This is a genomic window from Shewanella sp., assembly GCF_041630135.1.
Taxonomy (GTDB): Bacteria; Pseudomonadota; Gammaproteobacteria; order Enterobacterales; family Shewanellaceae; genus Shewanella.
Window position 1 is genome coordinate 23,839 of sequence record NZ_JBFKLW010000022.1, and the last position, 17,680, is coordinate 41,518.

15 protein-coding genes are annotated in these 17,680 nt (G+C 54.3%); 10 read left to right on the top strand and 5 right to left on the bottom strand.

Annotated features, from left to right (window positions below; genetic code table 11):
* The first annotated feature begins 64 nt into the window (after positions 1–64).
* The 3 genes from ABYK60_RS08110 to ABYK60_RS08120 all read left to right on the top strand — a co-directional run bounded on the left by ABYK60_RS08110 (position 65) and on the right by ABYK60_RS08120 (position 4,410).
* Positions 65–667 carry a TIGR04211 family SH3 domain-containing protein gene (locus ABYK60_RS08110; protein WP_372871478.1) on the top strand — a complete coding sequence of 201 codons (603 nt, stop codon included), beginning with the start codon at positions 65–67 and terminating at the stop codon, positions 665–667.
* Positions 668–941: 274 nt separating this feature from the next.
* On the top strand, positions 942–4,118 hold the full coding sequence (gene putA, locus ABYK60_RS08115; RefSeq protein ID WP_372871479.1) for a bifunctional proline dehydrogenase/L-glutamate gamma-semialdehyde dehydrogenase PutA: 3,177 nt from the start codon (positions 942–944) through the stop codon (positions 4,116–4,118).
* A 115-nt stretch (positions 4,119–4,233) separates the two neighbouring features.
* The gene (locus tag ABYK60_RS08120) at positions 4,234–4,410 is read left to right on the top strand and encodes a helix-turn-helix domain-containing protein (RefSeq protein ID WP_372871480.1); all 177 of its coding nucleotides are present in this window, start codon (positions 4,234–4,236) and stop codon (positions 4,408–4,410) included.
* Positions 4,411–4,482: 72 nt separating this feature from the next.
* On the opposite strand, the gene cydC is transcribed toward ABYK60_RS08120, so the two are convergent.
* The 3 genes from cydC to ABYK60_RS08135 all read right to left on the bottom strand — a co-directional run bounded on the left by cydC (position 4,483) and on the right by ABYK60_RS08135 (position 9,418).
* Complete coding sequence (gene cydC / locus ABYK60_RS08125) at positions 4,483–6,210, bottom strand: cysteine/glutathione ABC transporter ATP-binding protein/permease CydC (RefSeq protein ID WP_372871481.1); 1,728 nt, start codon at positions 6,208–6,210, stop codon at positions 4,483–4,485.
* Positions 6,207–7,994 (bottom strand): cysteine/glutathione ABC transporter permease/ATP-binding protein CydD, encoded by a 1,788-nt coding sequence (cydD, locus tag ABYK60_RS08130; RefSeq protein WP_372871482.1) that lies wholly within the window; start codon positions 7,992–7,994, stop codon positions 6,207–6,209. The genes cydC and cydD overlap by 4 nt, the downstream gene beginning before the upstream one ends.
* Positions 7,995–8,317: 323 nt before the next feature.
* Complete coding sequence (locus tag ABYK60_RS08135; RefSeq protein ID WP_372871483.1) at positions 8,318–9,418, bottom strand: DUF3626 domain-containing protein; 1,101 nt, start codon at positions 9,416–9,418, stop codon at positions 8,318–8,320.
* Positions 9,419–9,703: 285 nt separating this feature from the next.
* Here ABYK60_RS08135 and nirK point away from each other — a divergent pair, with 285 nt between their 5' ends.
* From nirK to ABYK60_RS08160, 5 genes are all read left to right on the top strand, one after another.
* Entirely contained in the window at positions 9,704–10,885 is a 1,182-nt protein-coding gene (gene nirK, locus ABYK60_RS08140; protein ID WP_372871484.1) for a copper-containing nitrite reductase, read from the top strand.
* 47 nt (positions 10,886–10,932) lie between these two features.
* Positions 10,933–11,778, top strand: coding sequence for a hypothetical protein (locus tag ABYK60_RS08145; protein ID WP_372871485.1), 846 nt, complete (start codon positions 10,933–10,935; stop codon positions 11,776–11,778).
* A gap of 13 nt (positions 11,779–11,791) precedes the next feature.
* On the top strand, positions 11,792–12,418 hold the full coding sequence (locus ABYK60_RS08150; RefSeq protein ID WP_372871486.1) for an SCO family protein: 627 nt from the start codon (positions 11,792–11,794) through the stop codon (positions 12,416–12,418).
* Between the two features lie 17 nt (positions 12,419–12,435).
* Positions 12,436–12,897 (top strand): copper chaperone PCu(A)C, encoded by a 462-nt coding sequence (locus tag ABYK60_RS08155; RefSeq protein WP_372871487.1) that lies wholly within the window; start codon positions 12,436–12,438, stop codon positions 12,895–12,897.
* 192 nt (positions 12,898–13,089) lie between these two features.
* Positions 13,090–13,863, top strand: a complete 774-nt coding sequence (locus tag ABYK60_RS08160) for a Crp/Fnr family transcriptional regulator (RefSeq protein WP_372871488.1) — start codon at positions 13,090–13,092, stop codon at positions 13,861–13,863.
* A gap of 1 nt (position 13,864) precedes the next feature.
* Here the strand turns inward: ABYK60_RS08160 and ABYK60_RS08165 are convergent, their stop codons facing one another.
* Positions 13,865–14,374 carry a hypothetical protein gene (locus tag ABYK60_RS08165; RefSeq protein ID WP_372871489.1) on the bottom strand — a complete coding sequence of 170 codons (510 nt, stop codon included), beginning with the start codon at positions 14,372–14,374 and terminating at the stop codon, positions 13,865–13,867.
* Between the two features lie 224 nt (positions 14,375–14,598).
* Between ABYK60_RS08165 and ABYK60_RS08170 the strand changes: the two genes are divergently transcribed.
* The gene (locus ABYK60_RS08170; protein ID WP_372871490.1) at positions 14,599–16,224 is read left to right on the top strand and encodes a DEAD/DEAH box helicase; all 1,626 of its coding nucleotides are present in this window, start codon (positions 14,599–14,601) and stop codon (positions 16,222–16,224) included.
* A gap of 63 nt (positions 16,225–16,287) precedes the next feature.
* Here the strand turns inward: ABYK60_RS08170 and ABYK60_RS08175 are convergent, their stop codons facing one another.
* Positions 16,288–17,073, bottom strand: a complete 786-nt coding sequence (locus ABYK60_RS08175; RefSeq protein WP_372871491.1) for a MerR family transcriptional regulator — start codon at positions 17,071–17,073, stop codon at positions 16,288–16,290.
* A 225-nt stretch (positions 17,074–17,298) separates the two neighbouring features.
* Here ABYK60_RS08175 and yqfB point away from each other — a divergent pair, with 225 nt between their 5' ends.
* Entirely contained in the window at positions 17,299–17,628 is a 330-nt protein-coding gene (gene yqfB / locus ABYK60_RS08180) for a N(4)-acetylcytidine aminohydrolase (protein ID WP_372871492.1), read from the top strand.
* Positions 17,629–17,680: the final 52 nt, after the last annotated feature.

Below are 17,680 nucleotides of genomic sequence, written 5' to 3' on the forward strand. Positions count from 1 at the left end.
CTCTTGCATTGAGCGCCCCAAATCCCTAGCATGGTGGCATACTTTTGCTGATGAGATCTTATCTGTGCTCAGACCTCTTTTTGTTGCCGGAGCTCTGCTCCTTTCCCCCGCGCTGATGGCCGAAAGCCAGCCCCGCTTTATCTCCGATAATATCTACGTCTATATGCACAATGGCCCGGGTACAAGCTTTCGCATTCTGGGTAGTGTCAGCGCAGGCACACCGGTGACCTTCACCGGTGAAACCGCCGACGAGTATGCCAAAATCATCGACAATCGTGGCCGTGAAGGTTGGGTTCGCGCCGATGCCCTGAGCAGCGACAAAAGCCTCAGACAACAGCTGGAAGAAGCAGAACAAGCTCTTGCTGAAAGCCAAGCCGCGCTGGTTTCCAACAAGACTGAGTATGAAGATGTTGATGGCACCATAAGCGCATTACGTGAACAACTCGCCAAGGCCGATGAATTGGTGCGCATTGCCTCCGCCGAAAAGGTAAGCGCGCAAGAAGCCCGAGATAAAGCGCTGGCAGAGGTACAGTCTCTCAAAGAAAACGAGCGCGTTCGCCATTGGCAGGAAGGTGGCATCATTGCCGCTATCGGGCTGCTTCTTGGCGTGATCCTGGTTTACCTGCCCAAACCACAGCGCAAGCGTCGAAGTCGCTGGATGAATTAATTCAAAACCATTGTTCAAAAACACCAAGGCCCTGGCAAATTCAAACACCGGGGCCTTGTCAATTGTGCATTACGCACACCCCGTTTAATCCAAATCAAACAATCTTCACATTGTTTACCCTGCCAGTGTCACCGATCACAATTTGCATGTATAATTCACGCGCCCGAGACGTCAAATTGTATACAAAATGAAAAAAGACGTCCGCCGGAGCCTTGGGTGTCGCCATGCCGCACTGCCCGATTCCCCCTTAACCGGCCCAGATGGAAAGATAACTATGTTCAAAGCGAGTGAAGTACTGGCAGGTCGTTATGACAACGCCAATCTCGACGAATTGTTCAGTCTGATCAGTCAAAACTACATAGTTGATGAGGAGTCCTACCTCAAAGAACTGATTGAACTGGTTCCGTCGAGCGACGAAGAGATTACCCGCATTACCAGCCGTGCCCACGATCTGGTCGCCAAAGTACGCCAGTATGAAAAGAAAGGCCTCATGGTAGGCATAGATGCCTTCCTGCAACAGTATTCTCTGGAAACTCAGGAAGGCATTATTCTGATGTGTCTTGCTGAAGCCCTGCTGCGTATCCCAGATGCCGAAACCGCCGATGCGCTTATTGCGGACAAACTCTCCGGCGCCAAGTGGGATGAGCACATGTCCAAGAGTGACTCAGTGCTGGTGAACGCTTCCACCTGGGGTTTGATGCTGACCGGAAAAATCATTCAGCTCGACAAAAATATTGATGGCACGCCAAGCAATTTGCTGGGCCGTCTGGTAAACCGTCTGGGTGAACCTGTTATTCGTCAGGCCATGCTCGCTGCCATGAAAATCATGGGCAAGCAATTCGTGCTGGGGCGCACTATCGAAGAAGGCCTTAAAAATGCCATCGACAAGCGCAAGCTTGGTTACACCCATTCCTATGACATGCTGGGTGAAGCAGCGCTGACCACCAAGGACGCCGAAAAATACTTCCGCGATTACGCCAACGCCATTCAGGCATTGGGTACCGGCCAGTTCGATGAAAACGAAGCCCCGCGTCCAACCATTTCCATCAAGCTCTCAGCCCTGCATCCACGTTATGAAGTCGCCAACGAAGACAGGGTAATGACTGAGCTGTACGACACGCTGATCAAGCTCACTGAGCAGGCGCGCCGCCTTAATGTCGGCATTCAGATCGACGCTGAAGAGGTCGATCGTCTTGAACTGTCACTGAAGCTGTTCAAAAAATTGTATCAATCCGATGCTGCCAAAGGCTGGGGATTGCTCGGTATTGTGGTACAGGCCTACTCCAAGCGGGCCTTGCCAGTCCTTATGTGGCTGACCCGTCTTGCCCGGGAACAGGGGGATGAAATCCCACTGCGTCTGGTGAAAGGCGCCTACTGGGACAGCGAACTGAAATGGGCACAGCAAGCCGGTGAAGGTGGCTATCCTCTGTTTACCCGCAAGGCAGGCACTGACGTGTCCTACCTCGCCTGCGCCCGTTATCTGCTGTCTGAGGCCACCCGCGGAGTTATCTATCCACAGTTTGCCAGCCACAATGCCCAAACTGTAGCCGCCATTACCGACATGGCCGGTGACCGCAAATATGAATTCCAGCGCCTGCACGGCATGGGGCAGGAACTGTATGACACAGTGCTGGCCGAGGCCGCGGTATCTACAGTAAGAATCTATGCCCCAATCGGTGCACACAAAGACCTGCTGCCTTATCTGGTACGCCGCCTGCTGGAAAACGGTGCCAATACCTCATTTGTACACAAACTGGTTGATCCCAAGACTCCCATTGAGTCACTGGTAACTCACCCTCTTAAAACTCTGCAAGGCTACAAGACCCTGGCAAACAACAAGATAGTGCAGCCAGCCGATATCTTCGGTGCTGAGCGCAAAAACTCCAAGGGACTCAATATGAACATCATTTCCGAATCTGAGCCTTTCTTCGCCGCGCTGGAGAAGTTTAAGGATACCCAGTGGAGCGCAGGCCCACTGGTCAATGGTGAAACCCTGTCAGGCGAAGTCCATGACGTGTTAAGCCCTTACGACACCACTCAAAAAGTAGGCCAGGTAGCCTTTGCCAATGAAGCCGCCATCGAGCAGGCGCTGGCCGGTGCCGATCGTGCCTTCGCTTCCTGGTGCCGTACACCGGTTGAAACCCGCGCCAATGCACTGCAAAAGCTGGCTGACCTTCTGGAAGAAAACCGCGAAGAACTGATTGCCCTCTGTACCCGTGAGGCCGGTAAGAGCATTCAGGACGGTATTGACGAAGTGCGTGAAGCCGTTGATTTCTGCCGTTATTACGCCGTTCAGGCCAAGAAGATGATGAGCAAGCCTGAACTGCTGCCCGGCCCCACTGGTGAACTGAACGAGCTGTTCCTTCAGGGCCGCGGCCCATTCGTTTGTATCAGCCCGTGGAACTTCCCGCTGGCCATCTTCCTCGGTCAGGTGGCGGCTGCTCTGGCAACAGGTAATACCGTTATCGCCAAACCTGCCGAGCAGACATGTATCGTTGGGTATCGCGCTGTACAACTGGCTCACCAGGCTGGCATTCCAAAAGATGTGTTGCAATTCCTGCCTGGCACAGGTGCGGTAGTCGGCGCCAAACTGACTTCGGATGAGCGTATCGGCGGCGTTTGCTTCACCGGCTCAACTGTAACCGCCAAGGTCATCAACCGTACCCTGGCTGGCCGTGACGGTGCCATCATTCCGCTGATCGCCGAAACCGGTGGCCAGAATGCCATGGTGGTTGATTCCACCAGCCAGCCTGAGCAGGTGGTGAATGACGTTGTATCTTCAGCCTTCACCAGTGCCGGTCAGCGCTGCTCTGCCCTGCGGGTACTCTACCTGCAGACCGATATTGCTGACCGCGTATTGGATGTACTCAAGGGTGCAATGGATGAACTGACCGTAGGTAACCCAAACTCGGTGAAAACCGACGTAGGCCCGGTAATCGATGCGGCAGCAAAAGCCAATCTGAACGCACACATCGACCACATCCAGCAGGTTGGACGCCCAATCCACCAGCTGCGTCTGCCTGAAGCGTGCGCAAATGGCCACTTCGTTGCACCTACTGCTGTGGAAATTGATTCCATCAAGGTGCTGACCAAGGAACACTTTGGCCCCATTCTGCACGTAGTGCGCTACAAGGCTGCTGATTTAGGCAAGGTTATCGACGACATTAACTCTACCGGTTTCGGGTTGACGCTCGGGATCCACAGCCGCAACGAAGGCCATGCGCTAGAAGTGGCCGACAAGGTGAACGTGGGTAATGTGTACATCAACCGCAACCAGATTGGTGCTGTGGTTGGCGTACAGCCGTTCGGTGGTCAGGGCCTGTCTGGTACTGGTCCAAAGGCCGGCGGCCCACACTACCTGACCCGTTTTGTGACCGAGAAGACCCGTACCAATAACATCACCGCCATCGGTGGTAACGCCACCCTGCTCTCTCTGGGTGACGCTGATTGATAATGCTTTTCGCATAAAAAAGCCGGGCACATGCCCGGCTTTTTGTTTTTTTGCCTTGGGCAGACTTTGTCTATACTTGAGAAATCCCCATAGCAAACCACACAGGACAGGCCAGATGAGCGATAAGAAGCTGACATTGGACGAAGTTGCCAAAATCCTCAACAAGACTCCGGTGACCATCAAACGATACGCCAGAGAAAATCTGCTTTCTGCCGAAGGCGAAGGTGACAACCTGTTGTTCAAAGAAGACGAAGTAATGCGCTATCTTGAGTTTTCAAAGCGGCTCGGTTGAACACAAAATCCATAATTGCGAAATAAAAACAGGGCCAAGGCCCTGTTTTTATTTTACTGACACCGACGCGTTTCAGCCCTTGGCAAGCGACAACGCCCGATACGCCGGGTGGCTGCCAAGCAGCTCATCATGGCTGCCGCTGGCCACAATCCGGCCATTCTCCAGCAAATGAATCGCGTCCATTTGCCCCATGGCGGTCAGACGATGGCTAATCATAATCAGGGTTTTGCCCTCGGCGTGGGCAAACAGCTGCGCCAGCATCCGCCGCTCGGTGCGTCTGTCGAGCCCTTCGGTGGGCTCATCAAGCAGCAGCAACGGCGTGTCTCTGAGCAGCGCCCGGGCAATACCAATCCGGCGCTGCTCGCCTCCGGACAATATCCGGCCACCCTCACCTATCCAGACTTTAAGCCCTTCCTCACCCTCAGCAAGGTAAGCCAAATCCACTTTGGCAAGTACATCCAGCAACGCCTCATCGCTTGGTTTGTGCGCGCAGGCAATGACAAGGTTATCCCTGAGCGCGCCGGCAAACAGGTGTACCCGCTGGCTCACCACTGTCATAGAGGCACGCAGGGCAGATTCCGAGAGCTGCGCAATATCCGTATTGGCGATTGAAATGCTGCCCCTGTCTGCATCATAGCCCCGGGTCAGCAGGGTAAAGAGACTCGACTTGCCTACTCCGGTTTTACCCAGAATTGCCACTCGTGAGCCCGCCGTGACGGTCAGCTCAAGGCCGCTGAGCACCTGGGTATTGGCATCATAGCCAAAATGCACCGCATCGAAACGCACATCACCGGCAGCGGCCTGAGTCTGCATGCCAAAGCCAATGGAAGACTCAGTATCTATCAATCCCTTCACCCGGTCGCAGGCTGCAAAGCAGCCTGAGAGCTGGGTAAAGGCGCCAGCCAGCGGCATCATCATTTCCATTACCGCCAATGAGGCAAACAGCACCATGGCCGCCAGAGGCCCCGGGGGCACCCGCTCACCCACTCCGGATGCCGCCAGATACAAGATGGTCAGCACCAGCGCGCCATGGGCGAGAATAATGGCCGCCTGGGACAGGCCCTGCAGACTCGCCATCCGCGCCTGGGCTTTTTGCCAATCGCTTTCCATACCATCGAGCACATTGCGATAGCCAATCAGGGCGCCAAACAGCGACAGCTCGGCAATGCCGCCGAGATACTCCATGGCCAGCACCCTATAACGACGCTTACCGTTTACCACGGCGGCAGCGCTGTATCGCCCAAGCCAATAAAAAGTTAGTGGGATCAAAAACAAACAACCCAGCAAACCACCGCAAATCACCAAGGCAAGCCTGGTGTCGAACCAACCAATAAAGGCAAACAGCGCCAACAATACAGCTAAAAAGGCCCCCATGGGCACCATCAACCGCAGATAAAAGTGGTCCAGAGTATCTATGTCGGCCACCAGCCGATTTAAGAGCTCACCACGGCGAAAGTGACTCAGCTCGCGATCGCCAAGGGGCATGAGCGCGCGCCATACCTTCACCCTGAGCTCGGTCAAAAGGCGGAAGGTGGCCTCGTGGGTCGCCAGGCGCTCGCCGTAACGGCTGGCGGTGCGGGCGATGGATAAAAAACGCACCCCGCCTGCGGGGGTAAAGAAGTTAAATGCCTGAGCGGTCGCGACGCTGAGCCCGGCCACCGCCGTGGCCGATAAAAACCAACCGGAAAGCGACAGCAGCCCAATCCCCGCCAGCAGCGTGGTGATAGCCAGCAGCAAGCCGGTGAACATCATCAGCCATTGGCGTTTAAGCAAGGGCAAGAAGAGCTTAATCAGACTCATGATGCATCTCCCTTTGCTAAGGCCAATTCACAAGCTGGCAGACCAGACTCTGCTAACAGCGCAGCAAAGAGCCCCCGGGAAGCAGCAAGTTCGCTGACACGGCCCCGCTCAACAATGCGCCCGCCTTCCATCACCAGCACCCCATCAAGGCGCTCAAGCTCATCCAGGCGGTGGCTGACCATCAGCAGGCTTTTTCCCTGACTTTCACTGTAAATGGCAGCCATCACCCGCTGTTCACTGTCCACATCCAGACTGGCGCCGGGCTCATCAAGCAGGAACAGCTCAGGTTTTCCTGCCAGCGCCCGTGCCAGGGCAAAGCGCTGTGCCTGACCCACTGAAAGCCCGCCACCACCCTCGGCAATGCTGTGCTCCAGCCCTCCCGGAAGGGCTGCGACAAAATCACCAATCTGCGCCTTATGGCACAGAGCCAACAGCGCATCGTCATCAAGGTTGCGACCCATGGCGATATTGTCCCTCAGGGTGCCGTGGAACAAATGCGGCTCCTGACCAAGCCAGGCTATCGTTCGGCGCCAATCATCCATGTCCAGTTCGTTGAAGTTCACCCCACCCACGGAAAGCTCACCACTGATGGGCAAAAAGCCCAACAAGGCATTCAGCAGGCTGGTTTTACCTGAGCCAGATGGCCCAACAATCGCCAGCCGCTCCCCCGCCTTAAAGGTAAAGCTAATGGGCCCGGCGAGTTTGGTCCCCTGATGGCTGTAGATACACAGATCTTTGGCAACAATTTCAAGCTGCTGCGGCAACGCTTGCTGGCCCTGATGCGCTGAGTTTTCGACGCTTAGCAGCTCAGACAGCGCTTCAGCTGCCGCCACCGCCTGCGCCTTGGCATGGTAGTGAGTGCCCATGTCGCGCAGAGGCTGATAAAACTCAGGCGCCAACATCAGTACAAACAGGCCGGTAAACAGGCTGATGCACAAATCGTAATGGCCAAAATCCAGATGGCCGAGATAGCTGAAGCCAAAGTACACCGCCACCAGGGCTATGCTGATGGCGGCAAAAAACTCCAGCACAGCCGAGCTTAAGAAGGCCATTCGCAGCACCGCCATGGTGCGGCTTCTAAATTCATCCGACGCCTTTTCGATGGCTTTACCTTCAGCATCGGCGCGGTGAAACAGCCGCAAGGTCACCAGCCCCTTGAGCCGGTCCATAAAGTGGCCGGAGAGCCGCTGCAGTGCCGAGAAATGCTTGCGATTGGCATCGGCTGCGCCCATACCGACCAGGATCATAAACAGTGGAATAAGCGGCGCTGTGCCCAGCAGAATAAGGCCAGCAGCCCAGTTGAGAGGGAACACACAGGCAAGAATAATCAGCGGAATAAGGGCCGCAATCGAAAGTTGCGGCAGGTAGCGGGCGTAAAAATCATGCAGATCTTCAATTTGCTCAAGCACCACTGCACCCCAGCTGCCAAGGGGCCTGCCCTTAACAAATGCAGGCCCAAGTTCCGTCAGCCTATTCAATACTGCCCGTCGCAAACTCAGGCGCAGCCGCCGCCCTGCTTCAAAGCCGAGCCGCTCGCGCCCCCAGGCGCACAGAGCCCTGGCCACCATCAGTGCTGCCAGGGCGGCAAACTCGCTGACAAAGGCTGAAGGTGCGGCGCCTTCCATGACCACGGCCGAAAGAATACGCGCAATAACAAAGGCCTGTGCTATTAGCAGCACGCCAGCAAACACACCGAGAGCAACGCTGAAAGCCAGAAAAGGCCCACAGGCGCCTTTCTGGCTTTTTAGCCACTGGGAAAGTTGTTTTTCGAGGGATTTATCCATGAATATCCTGCATTCAAGCCCATAGTCGGGCCCTGCACCTTGACCCAACAACTGGGCCGGAACGACGGCAGTAAGGCAGTATCTCAGCGTTTTCTTAACGAATAAACCCGGGCAGACTGATTTGTTAAGGGATTCACAAAATTTGCGCCAGATCAAAAAAACCTTAAGCCTGAGTTAAGGAAGGTGCGAATAAATCCCGTGCGTACTGCGGGAAAATTGATAGCGGAACGATGCAAGGCGCAGCTTGCGGTGAAGGCGCCGGCGTGGCCCGCGGCAGAAACCGCGACAAGCCGCGCCCAGCGAAAACAACCATAGCTTCGGCGTTATTCAACCAAAGCAGGTACAGGAGTACAACAATCTGTGGTGGAGCCGTAGCGAACCAAAAGGTGCCACAGCCACTTAAGCTCGCTGAGTACCTCAGCCTGATGCCCACGTTCGCGCCAGCGAGTGGGAAAACGGCTCACTTCCCTCGCGGCAACGCCAATGGAGTAAGCATTGATTTGGCCGTCAATCGCCACCCTTTTGGCCAGTGATGGCATGGTAGGGCCACGAAAATCTGTAACCACATCCTCCACAGATAACGACAATCCCTGATGCCACATCAGTTCAATTTCATATCGTCCTGCGATAGCGACAAGCAGCCGCTCGATTTCTGTGCCCCTGAAGCTGGGATCAGCCACCAGGGCTGCCATATCTTCATCAAGCCTTAGTGAGCCATGGATCTGTGCCTCGATGTAATGGTCAAGATTACCAGCCAGAGGCCGCGTAAAACGATGCTCGACATCTTCTTTAAGGGTATCAAGCAGCCTGTCTATTAATTTCCCGGGTGACAGACCGTGCTCCCCCAGAGCATAACGACGCTCGAAGCTCTCAGTCAGCAATGCCGCCATCACCAACTCAAACGCCTCGGCGGTGCCCTTGTCCACCGGGTTGCGGTAAGAATCATGAAAACAAAAAGTGGCTCTTTCCAGCACTTCTGGCTTGGTCAAAAAGTAACAACTGCCAAAACGGGGAGCAGGTCCATTGGGCGCACGCAGCAGGTCAAGTGCGCCGTATTTGGGCCTTACCGTCAACTCGCTACTCACATCACCGAAGAAACTGCGCTCCCAATGATCGCGGGCACCACCTATCTCTGGTGACAGTAATCCACTGGAAACCCGGGTTTCAAACTGACAACGATAACGCCCATCCTGCATAAGGCCTTCGGCGACCATCAGGCCCCGGCTGTCAAACCTGTCGGGATGAAAATGCAACGCCACCTGACAATCGCTGGCAATCGCCTGCATGGCCGCATTAAATCGTGAAGGAGAAATATCAGACATTTGCAATACATTGCGAATGACCGCCAATGCGGCATCCCGGCGACTGCGGGCGTAATGACTGAGGTTATCTATGGCTGCATGGGGCGCTCGGGCCATGGGCATTGCAGTACTTCCCGGGGCTTGCCCGAAGGTGTTGAGAATTACCGCCAAGATAGCAAAGGTTTGCCCCAAGCTCCATGAATATTAATGCAGTTCAATTCATTTATTTTTATCCATTTAGCTCATGAACTTAGCGCTACCGCTGACGTTAAGGGAAAGTTTTTTTGCCAGTTGACTTGTATCAATTGCTTTTTTGATAACGGCGCTAATTTAGTCAGCAACCGAAGCAAAATCCATCATCACAAGAGCCACAGGCTCACACAATACGAATATCCAGTGGAGTTATATATGAAAGATAAGACAGAACAGCAACATCCTGAATTCAGTCAACAACGTCGTAATTTCCTTGGTGGCTCCGTTGGCGCCGGTGTGGTCGGTTTGGGTCTGGCCTCGGGATTGATGGCCACTGGCGCACAGGCAGCCGGTACCAGCGCCAAAGCCAAAAGCGATCGCATGGCAAATTACACCGCCGACCAACTGGAGCGGGTAAAACAGGAACTGGTCCCCCCACCTATGGTGCCAAAGCACGATCAGGTTGCCGCTGGCAAACCCAAGGTAGTTGAAGTCAGACTCGAAATCGAAGAAAAGCAGGTAGAGCTTGAAAATGGTGTAAAAGCCTGGGTGTGCGCCTTTAACGGCAGCGTACCCGGTCCGCTGATTGTCTGCCATCAACACGACTATGTGGAAGTGACGCTGGTCAATCCTAAAACCAACGTGCTGTCGCACAATATCGATTTACACAGCGCCACCGGCGCTCTGGGTGGCGGCGAGCTGACCCTGGTCGCCCCCGGCCAGGAAGTGTGCTTCCGCTTCAAGGCAACCAAGGCAGGTACTTTTGTTTATCACTGCGCCCCGGGCGGCGTAATGATCCCATGGCACGTGGCAATGGGTATGCATGGTGCCATCATGGTTCTGCCACGGGAAGGTCTTACCGATGGTGATGGCAACCCTCTGCATTACGACCGCGCCTACTACATTGGCGAAGCCGACTTCTACGTACCCAAAGATGAAAAGGGTCAGTACAAGCAGTACAACCTGCTGATGGAAAGCATGGAGGAAGTTCTGGCCACCATGAAGACCCTGACACCTTCTCACATCGTCTTTAACGGCGCTGTGGGTGCACTGACAGGTAAGAATGCCTTGCCTGCCAAAGTGGGTGAATCGGTACTGTTTATCCACTCTCAGGCCAACCGCGATACCCGTCCACACATCATCGGCGGTCATGGCGACTATGTGTGGGCTGCAGGCTCATTTGCCGACCGGCCACAGCGGGATCTGGAAACCTGGATGGTTGCAGGTGGCAGCGCCGCTGCAGCTCTGTACACCTTCAGACAGCCCGGTCTGCACGCCTATGTTAACCACAACCTGATCGAAGCCATCATGAAAGGCGCAGCTGCGCATATCAAGGTTGATGGTGAATGGGATGACAACCTGATGGTACAGGTAAGAAAACCCACTGCCATTGCCTGACCGTCCCGGAGCCGGGCTCAATAGAGCCCGGCTATTAAGGAGTTTTTATGGGCCGCATCCTGTTTATTTTTGTGTCTTTTCTATTGCTTAACGCCAATACCAGTGTGGCCTTCAGCGCTGAAAGAGACTATGTTATCAACGCCTTTGTATATAACTGGTACGGTAAACTCGATACCGGCAGGCTGCCAACAGACATGATGACTGCCGACGCCTCTATTGCACTCCCCGAAATTGGCGACACCACTCCTCAGTCACTCGCTCATGTAGGCGCACACCATATTCTGTCCATCAAGACACAATCGTTGGACGAAGCACTGCTCCCTGTGGATGTCACTCTGGAATATCTGCCACTTTCCGCAACAGGCCTGAGCCGTGGTCATTACCTCGAAGTCAGACTGTATCTTGAGCCCGGGCAACTGACATTAAGCAGGTTGGAGACGCTGGTTCATGAAGAAGATGACTTCGACTCAAATTATCGCAGCGCAAGTGAGCTAAACCTGATCAGAGCAATGATTTTCAACTGGACAGCTCAACTGGACAATCCCGATACACAATGCGACATCTGCCCCCAGATTGGTGTTACCACCTTTGAGGGTGCAGAGCGCGGCGCAAAGAATGCCAATGCCTACCTTGCCAAATTATCTACCCTGGGTCACAGCCAAAGCCGCCGGGAAATCAAAAATCTGATAATAACACCTGCCACTCAGCCCAATAACTATTCCGTCAGCTTTGAATATCAGTGGCGCGCTACCAACACCGCATCAGAACAGGAGCTGGCACAGATTGCCGTGCAAATGCAGGTCATTATTGAAAATGGTACGGCGCGGGTGATGGAATACCACGAAAGCTACTTGCCACCCGTCACCGATCTTGGCGCGGAAATCCGTTGTTGATAGGAGAATTGATATGAAAATGAACCTGTTCGTGCCAATCGCACTGGCTACAGCCCTGATATGTCACACTGCGTCAGCAACCATGCCAGTGCTTAAGGGCATAGGCGGCGACTTCAGTATGCAAAGCAGCAAAGGCAGTACCGTCTCGCTCACCGACTTTCGCGGCAAGGTCGTGATGATGTTCTTTGGCTACACCAACTGTGCCGATATCTGCCCCACAACCATGGCTCACGTCAGTCAGTTGATGCAGCGACTGGACAGCGAAGATCGCAGCCGGGTACAGGTGCTCTTTATCAGTATCGACAGTGACTATGACACCCCAACGCACCTCAATAAGTACCTGAGCTATTTCGACCCAAGTTTTATCGGCTTGGTGGACGAACGCGCCAAAATAGATGACGTAGCAGCCATGTATCATGCCGACTACAGCAAACTGGCAGACGACAAGGTCACCACCGAGTACAAAAAGCTCAGCATCGAATCCAAAGGGTCTGAAGGCAAGGGCTATCTGTACTCCCACACCGCCAAAATATTTGTACTGGATCCGCAAGGCAGGGTCAGGGGCTTTTTCTATACCGGCACGCCCCTGGACGAAATGCAAACCGAAATCGCATCCCTGTTAAATCCGCCTGCGGCCTGAAAACTCAAGGAGTATGTATGTTGATGAAAAAACGCTATCTGGCTGGTCTTGGTGCCCTGCTGCTGGCTAACCTGGCTCAGGCAGGAAACCTCATGGTGCATGATGCCTGGGTGCGTGCAATGCCCCCTACTGCAAGGGCGCTGCCTTTATATCTCACTCTCCACAATGGCACTGCCAAGCCAGTGTCCCTGACCGCTATTACGACCAGCGATGGCCGGGTCGAGTTACATCAAAGCCTCCATGAAGGCGACAAGGTTAAAATGCAGCGCCTTGAGCACATTGAAATAGCCCCCAATGACATGGTCAGCCTGGCACCGATGGGACTGCACGGCATGATTCTCGATATGTCACGGGTTCCCGCAGAAGGAGAAACCCTGCATTTTGTCGCTCACTTTGATGACGGCAGCCAAAGCCAGATTGATGCGCAGGTAGTAAAAGCCGCCACCGATATGGCGAGCGGACATGAACACCATCACTGACGAAAAATGAGTACCTGATTGGTTCAAATTCAGGTCTTCGCAAAAGTCGCGATCCAGATCAAAGAATCAAAGGTATATGTGACTTAGTTTACCTTCAAAAGGAAAGATGCATTAAGCAGGCAACTTTTGATTGGCAGTGAACGCCAGCATTGAATTGCTTTGCGGCTTTCCCTGCCAATTGAAGGGACCAAGATGATCACGGATACCAAGACCAGCCAAACGATCCAGGCACACCACCTGTTTTCCGCATTTAACAGCCACGAACTGGCGGTGCTGATGAGCAGCGCCAGTCGTATCCATCTGGCACCGCAGCAACACCTGTTTCATCGCCAGGACGAGGCTAAACGCTTCTATTTGGTGCTGGAAGGTAATCTGCAACTGTATATCACCAGCAGCCAGGGCCAACTAAAGGTGCTGGAAGTGGTTCGCCCCCAAAACACCTTTGCCGAAGCATTGATTTTCAATCAGCAGCCCTACTATCCGGTATCAGCACAGGCGGTACAGGGGTGCGAACTGATCAGCTTTGATGCCGAAACCTACCTGAGTTTGTTGAAGCAAAATTCTGAAGCCTGTCTCGCAGTCATGGCGGCAATGAGCACCAGGCTGCATAAAGATGTCCAGGAAATAGAAAATCTGACCCTGCAAAATGCTGAAAACAGGCTGATGCTGTTTTTGGTACGCCACAGCAAACGCTCGGGTGCCAACAGTGGCGAGCTGACACTGGATGTGCCCAAACGCACCCTGGCATCACGCCTATCCATTCAGCCAGAGACCTTCTCCAGGCTCATCAAAAAAATGAACAGTGAAGGCATCATTGAAGAATCCAGGGGCCTTATCAATATTCCCGATCTCGCCAAGCTTTACGCCAATATCCAGCAGCCGGCCAACAGCAGCTGTGGTCGCTGCCCCATGGCAATGGCAAGGGAGCCCAAACGGCAAAGTATCATTCCGACCAAGGCAGATTGAATCAGTTCGTCCTGGTCTTACAACCTTCAATGAGAGTTTGAAAATGGCCGCCAAGGTCTTGCTGGGCATAGGATTCTGCCTGAGTACTCATGGCCGCAAGGCTTTTGGATGCCCCAGCGATCCCTTGTTCCTCAATCAGGACTTTGGCATAAGCCGCTATGTCGGCACCTTTTTGCAGCAGACTGGAGGCGCTTTCAAAATTCAATTCCTGCGACAGCAGACTTTCAAGATCTGCCAGAAGCTCATTCACAGGGACAGACTCTGCCAACGCCCCTTCCACGGTTGCCAGCTTCCCCAGTGGGTCCTTGTCCAGGCGATCGGCAACGCAGGCCGCCACTGAACCTGCATGCGCACTGCTGGCCACAGCTTCCAGCCCCTGGGTACGAATTTGTTCAATCACCTGCCTGATTTCCACATCCCTATTAAGCCATGCCAGTTCCAATGCCGCTCTTTCATCATTACCGAACCAGCCACAGCCCGACAATGCCAGCGACACTGGCGCGACAATCATTAACTAATATTTCATGTTTCATCCTTTTTAACTGACAGTCAGTTGCCATTGTCAGACAGTGTTACCGTTCCCCATTAATCAGGCATGAAAAGCAAACAGCTCTGCACATTCGCAAAATTCCGTTCCTGCCGTAGCGATAACGCCTATGCTTTGGTAAGCTTGCGCCCCCGCGCAAAGACTGGCCTTTGCAATGGGCATATTTCCTGCCAGCACGAGTACACTGCATGAGTTTTGCCTCTCTGGGCCTGTCGGCGCCCATTCTCAAAGCCCTCGAGCAAAAGGGCTACCAAACCCCCTCTCCTATTCAGGCACAGGCCATTCCTGTGGTACTGGAAGGACGGGACCTGCTGGCCGCTGCCCAAACCGGCACCGGCAAGACCGCCGGATTTACCCTGCCCTTGCTGGAATTACTGTCCAAAACCCAAAAGGCAGGCTCCAGGCAAGTTCGGGCGCTTATTCTGACTCCTACCCGGGAGCTGGCTGCGCAAATCGGCGAAAACATCCACGCCTACAGCAAGTTCCTTCCGCTTAAAAGCACTGTGGTATTCGGAGGTGTGGGTATTGGTCCACAAATCAGCCAGCTAAAGCGCGGCGTAGATATTCTGGTCGCCACCCCCGGCCGCTTGCTGGATTTGCATCAGCAAGGTGAAGTGAGTTTTTCCGGGCTGGATATTCTGGTACTGGATGAAGCAGACCGCATGCTGGACATGGGGTTTATCCACGATATTCGCCGTATTCTCAAACTGCTGCCGGCAAAGCGGCAGAATTTGCTGTTCTCGGCAACTTTCTCGGAAGAAATCCGCACCCTGGCTCACGGCATCCTGCACAATCCCGCAGAGGTATCTGTAACGCCTAAAAACAGCGCCGCCGAGAGCGTAACACAGTGGATTGTGCCGGTAGACAAAACCCGCAAGCCAGCACTGTTGGCTGAAATGACCCGAGTTAATAACTGGCAACAAGTACTGGTGTTTTGTCGTACCAAGCATGGTGCAAACCGTCTGGTGCGCCAAATGGACGCCGAAGACATTAAGGCTGCCGCCATTCACGGCAACAAGAGCCAGAACGCCCGCACACAGGCGCTGGCCGACTTTAAACGCGGCGCCATTCGGATGCTGATTGCCACCGACATCGCCGCCCGTGGTATCGACATCAACGAACTGCCCAACGTGGTGAACTTCGAGCTGCCACACGTACCGGAAGACTATGTTCACCGTATTGGGCGTACCGGCCGCGCCGGTGCCAGTGGTGAAGCTGCGTCACTGGTATCCAATGAAGAAGCCAAGCAATTAAGGGATATCGAACGCCTGATCAAGCAGTCGCTTCCTCGCAAGGAATTTGTCGGTTTCGAGCCGGTTCATGGCCTGCCAGCCAGCGAAAATCAGGGCAAGTCCAAGTCTGGCCATAAGCAGGGTGGCAAGCCCGGCAATAACAGCCAGGGCCGCAAACCTCAGGGCCAGAGCCGTAATGCCCAGCCCAAGCAGCGGCAGGGCAGCCGAGCTCAGGAAGAGCGCAACCAGCAGGACAGAATCCAATCCCGCAGCGAACAGCCGCGCCGTGAAAGAGCCGGTAACGACCAGACTCGCACTGACCAGCCGCGAAGTGATAAGCCGCGCGCTGACAAGCCCCGCAGCGATCGCCCCCGCGCAGACCATGGCCGCAACGACAAAGCTCGTAACGACAGTTCCCGCAGCGACAGCAACCGTCAAAGCGGCGCTCGCAATGACCGCGCGAAGACAGACAGAGCTGCCAACAGCAAACCCCGCAGCGGCAATCGCGCTCAAGGCCAGCACTCACAAGGCCAGCAGCGCCCGCGCGGCAATGCCAAAAGTGGCGAACGCAATCAGGGCTGAACTTGCCCGGGTGGGACCATAAAAAACCGGCAAACAGCCGGTTTTTTAATGGCACGCTCAAGCTCAGTCGCTGGCGGCATAGGCCAGCAGACCATCGTGCATCAGCGCGGCCGAGCCTTCACCGAAGCGGTCGTAAAACGGCCTGAACCTGTCGTCGGCAAGGTACATGGCGGCCAGCATGGGAAGCTGCGCCCTGGGGCACTCGCCATTGGCACTGAGCCACCGATGCTGACGCGCCATCAGCGCCTGCACCTTCTCAGATTCAGGTGGCTCGCCCAATAAGGCGGCAAGTGCCATGGCAATGGCCTCACCTTCTGCGCCCAGCACCGCCTTTTGCGATGGCGCCAGTGCGTCCCGGCCGCGACTGCCTCTAACAACCGCTTCCTCCCCCCACTTTGCTACCGCTTCTTTACGCAGTGCTGCTTCGCTGCGCACCTTGTCACTGAAGTCGCTGAAAAGCGCCGTTGCTGCATGTTTATCTGTCATCCAAGACTCCTGTGACCCGTTCTCGAGCCTGTCGATGGTCAATGCCAACATGCCCCGAAGTTTTTCAAAGTGGGCGATGCGGCCGCCAAGCTGTTGATATTGGTCTTTAAGGCAAGCGAGCATCTGTTGATCTGAACGGTACTCAGGGTTGTGTATCAGCGCTTTGATATCGGCGCGTTTGAGCCCCAGCTCCCGATACATCAGGATCTGCTGCAGCCGGATTAGCTCCCTGTCACCGTAAATCCGGTAGCCACCGGCACTGCGACCACTGGGGCTCAATAATCCCGTTTCATCATAGTGATGCAGGGTTCGCACACTCACCCCGGCCAATTTTGCCAACTCACTGACACTGTACTGCGCCACGCGTTCTCCTTAAAAACCATCCATTACTCCATGCCTGTCAGGGCACAACAGCGAGTCTTGTGCCTTACGTAACGTGAGACACAAGGAAAGTTTTACCATTTCAGGCAAATTTGTTTGAGCTCTTTCAAATGCGTGCAGAAAAAGCACCGCAGTCAGACGTTACAGCGTTAAAATGGCATCATCCCGGGACAAAGCGCCCTTTATTTGAGCCTAGGAGCCTACAAAGTGCATCCAACTAAAATTACCTTTTATGAGCGGTTTGAACCCATCATTCTCTCCGGCGACAAAACCATCACCATCCGTGACGAGGCCGAGTCACACTATGTGCCGGGCACCCGGGTCGCCGTCCATACCTATGAAACAGACCGCTGGTTTTGCGATATTGAAATAGGCTCAGTCACGCCCATTCAGTTCGATGCCCTGAACGAGGAACATGCCCGTCAGGAACACCTGTCACTTAAGGATTTGAAAGCTGTTATCCGCGACATCTACCCTGAGTTAGATTCACTCTACGTGATTGAATACCGTCTTATCTCTGCAAGCCATGCGGGCTAATTCTTAAGGCTGACTTTCATCTTCTTCGTCCCCTGAGTGGGATCCCTTGGTT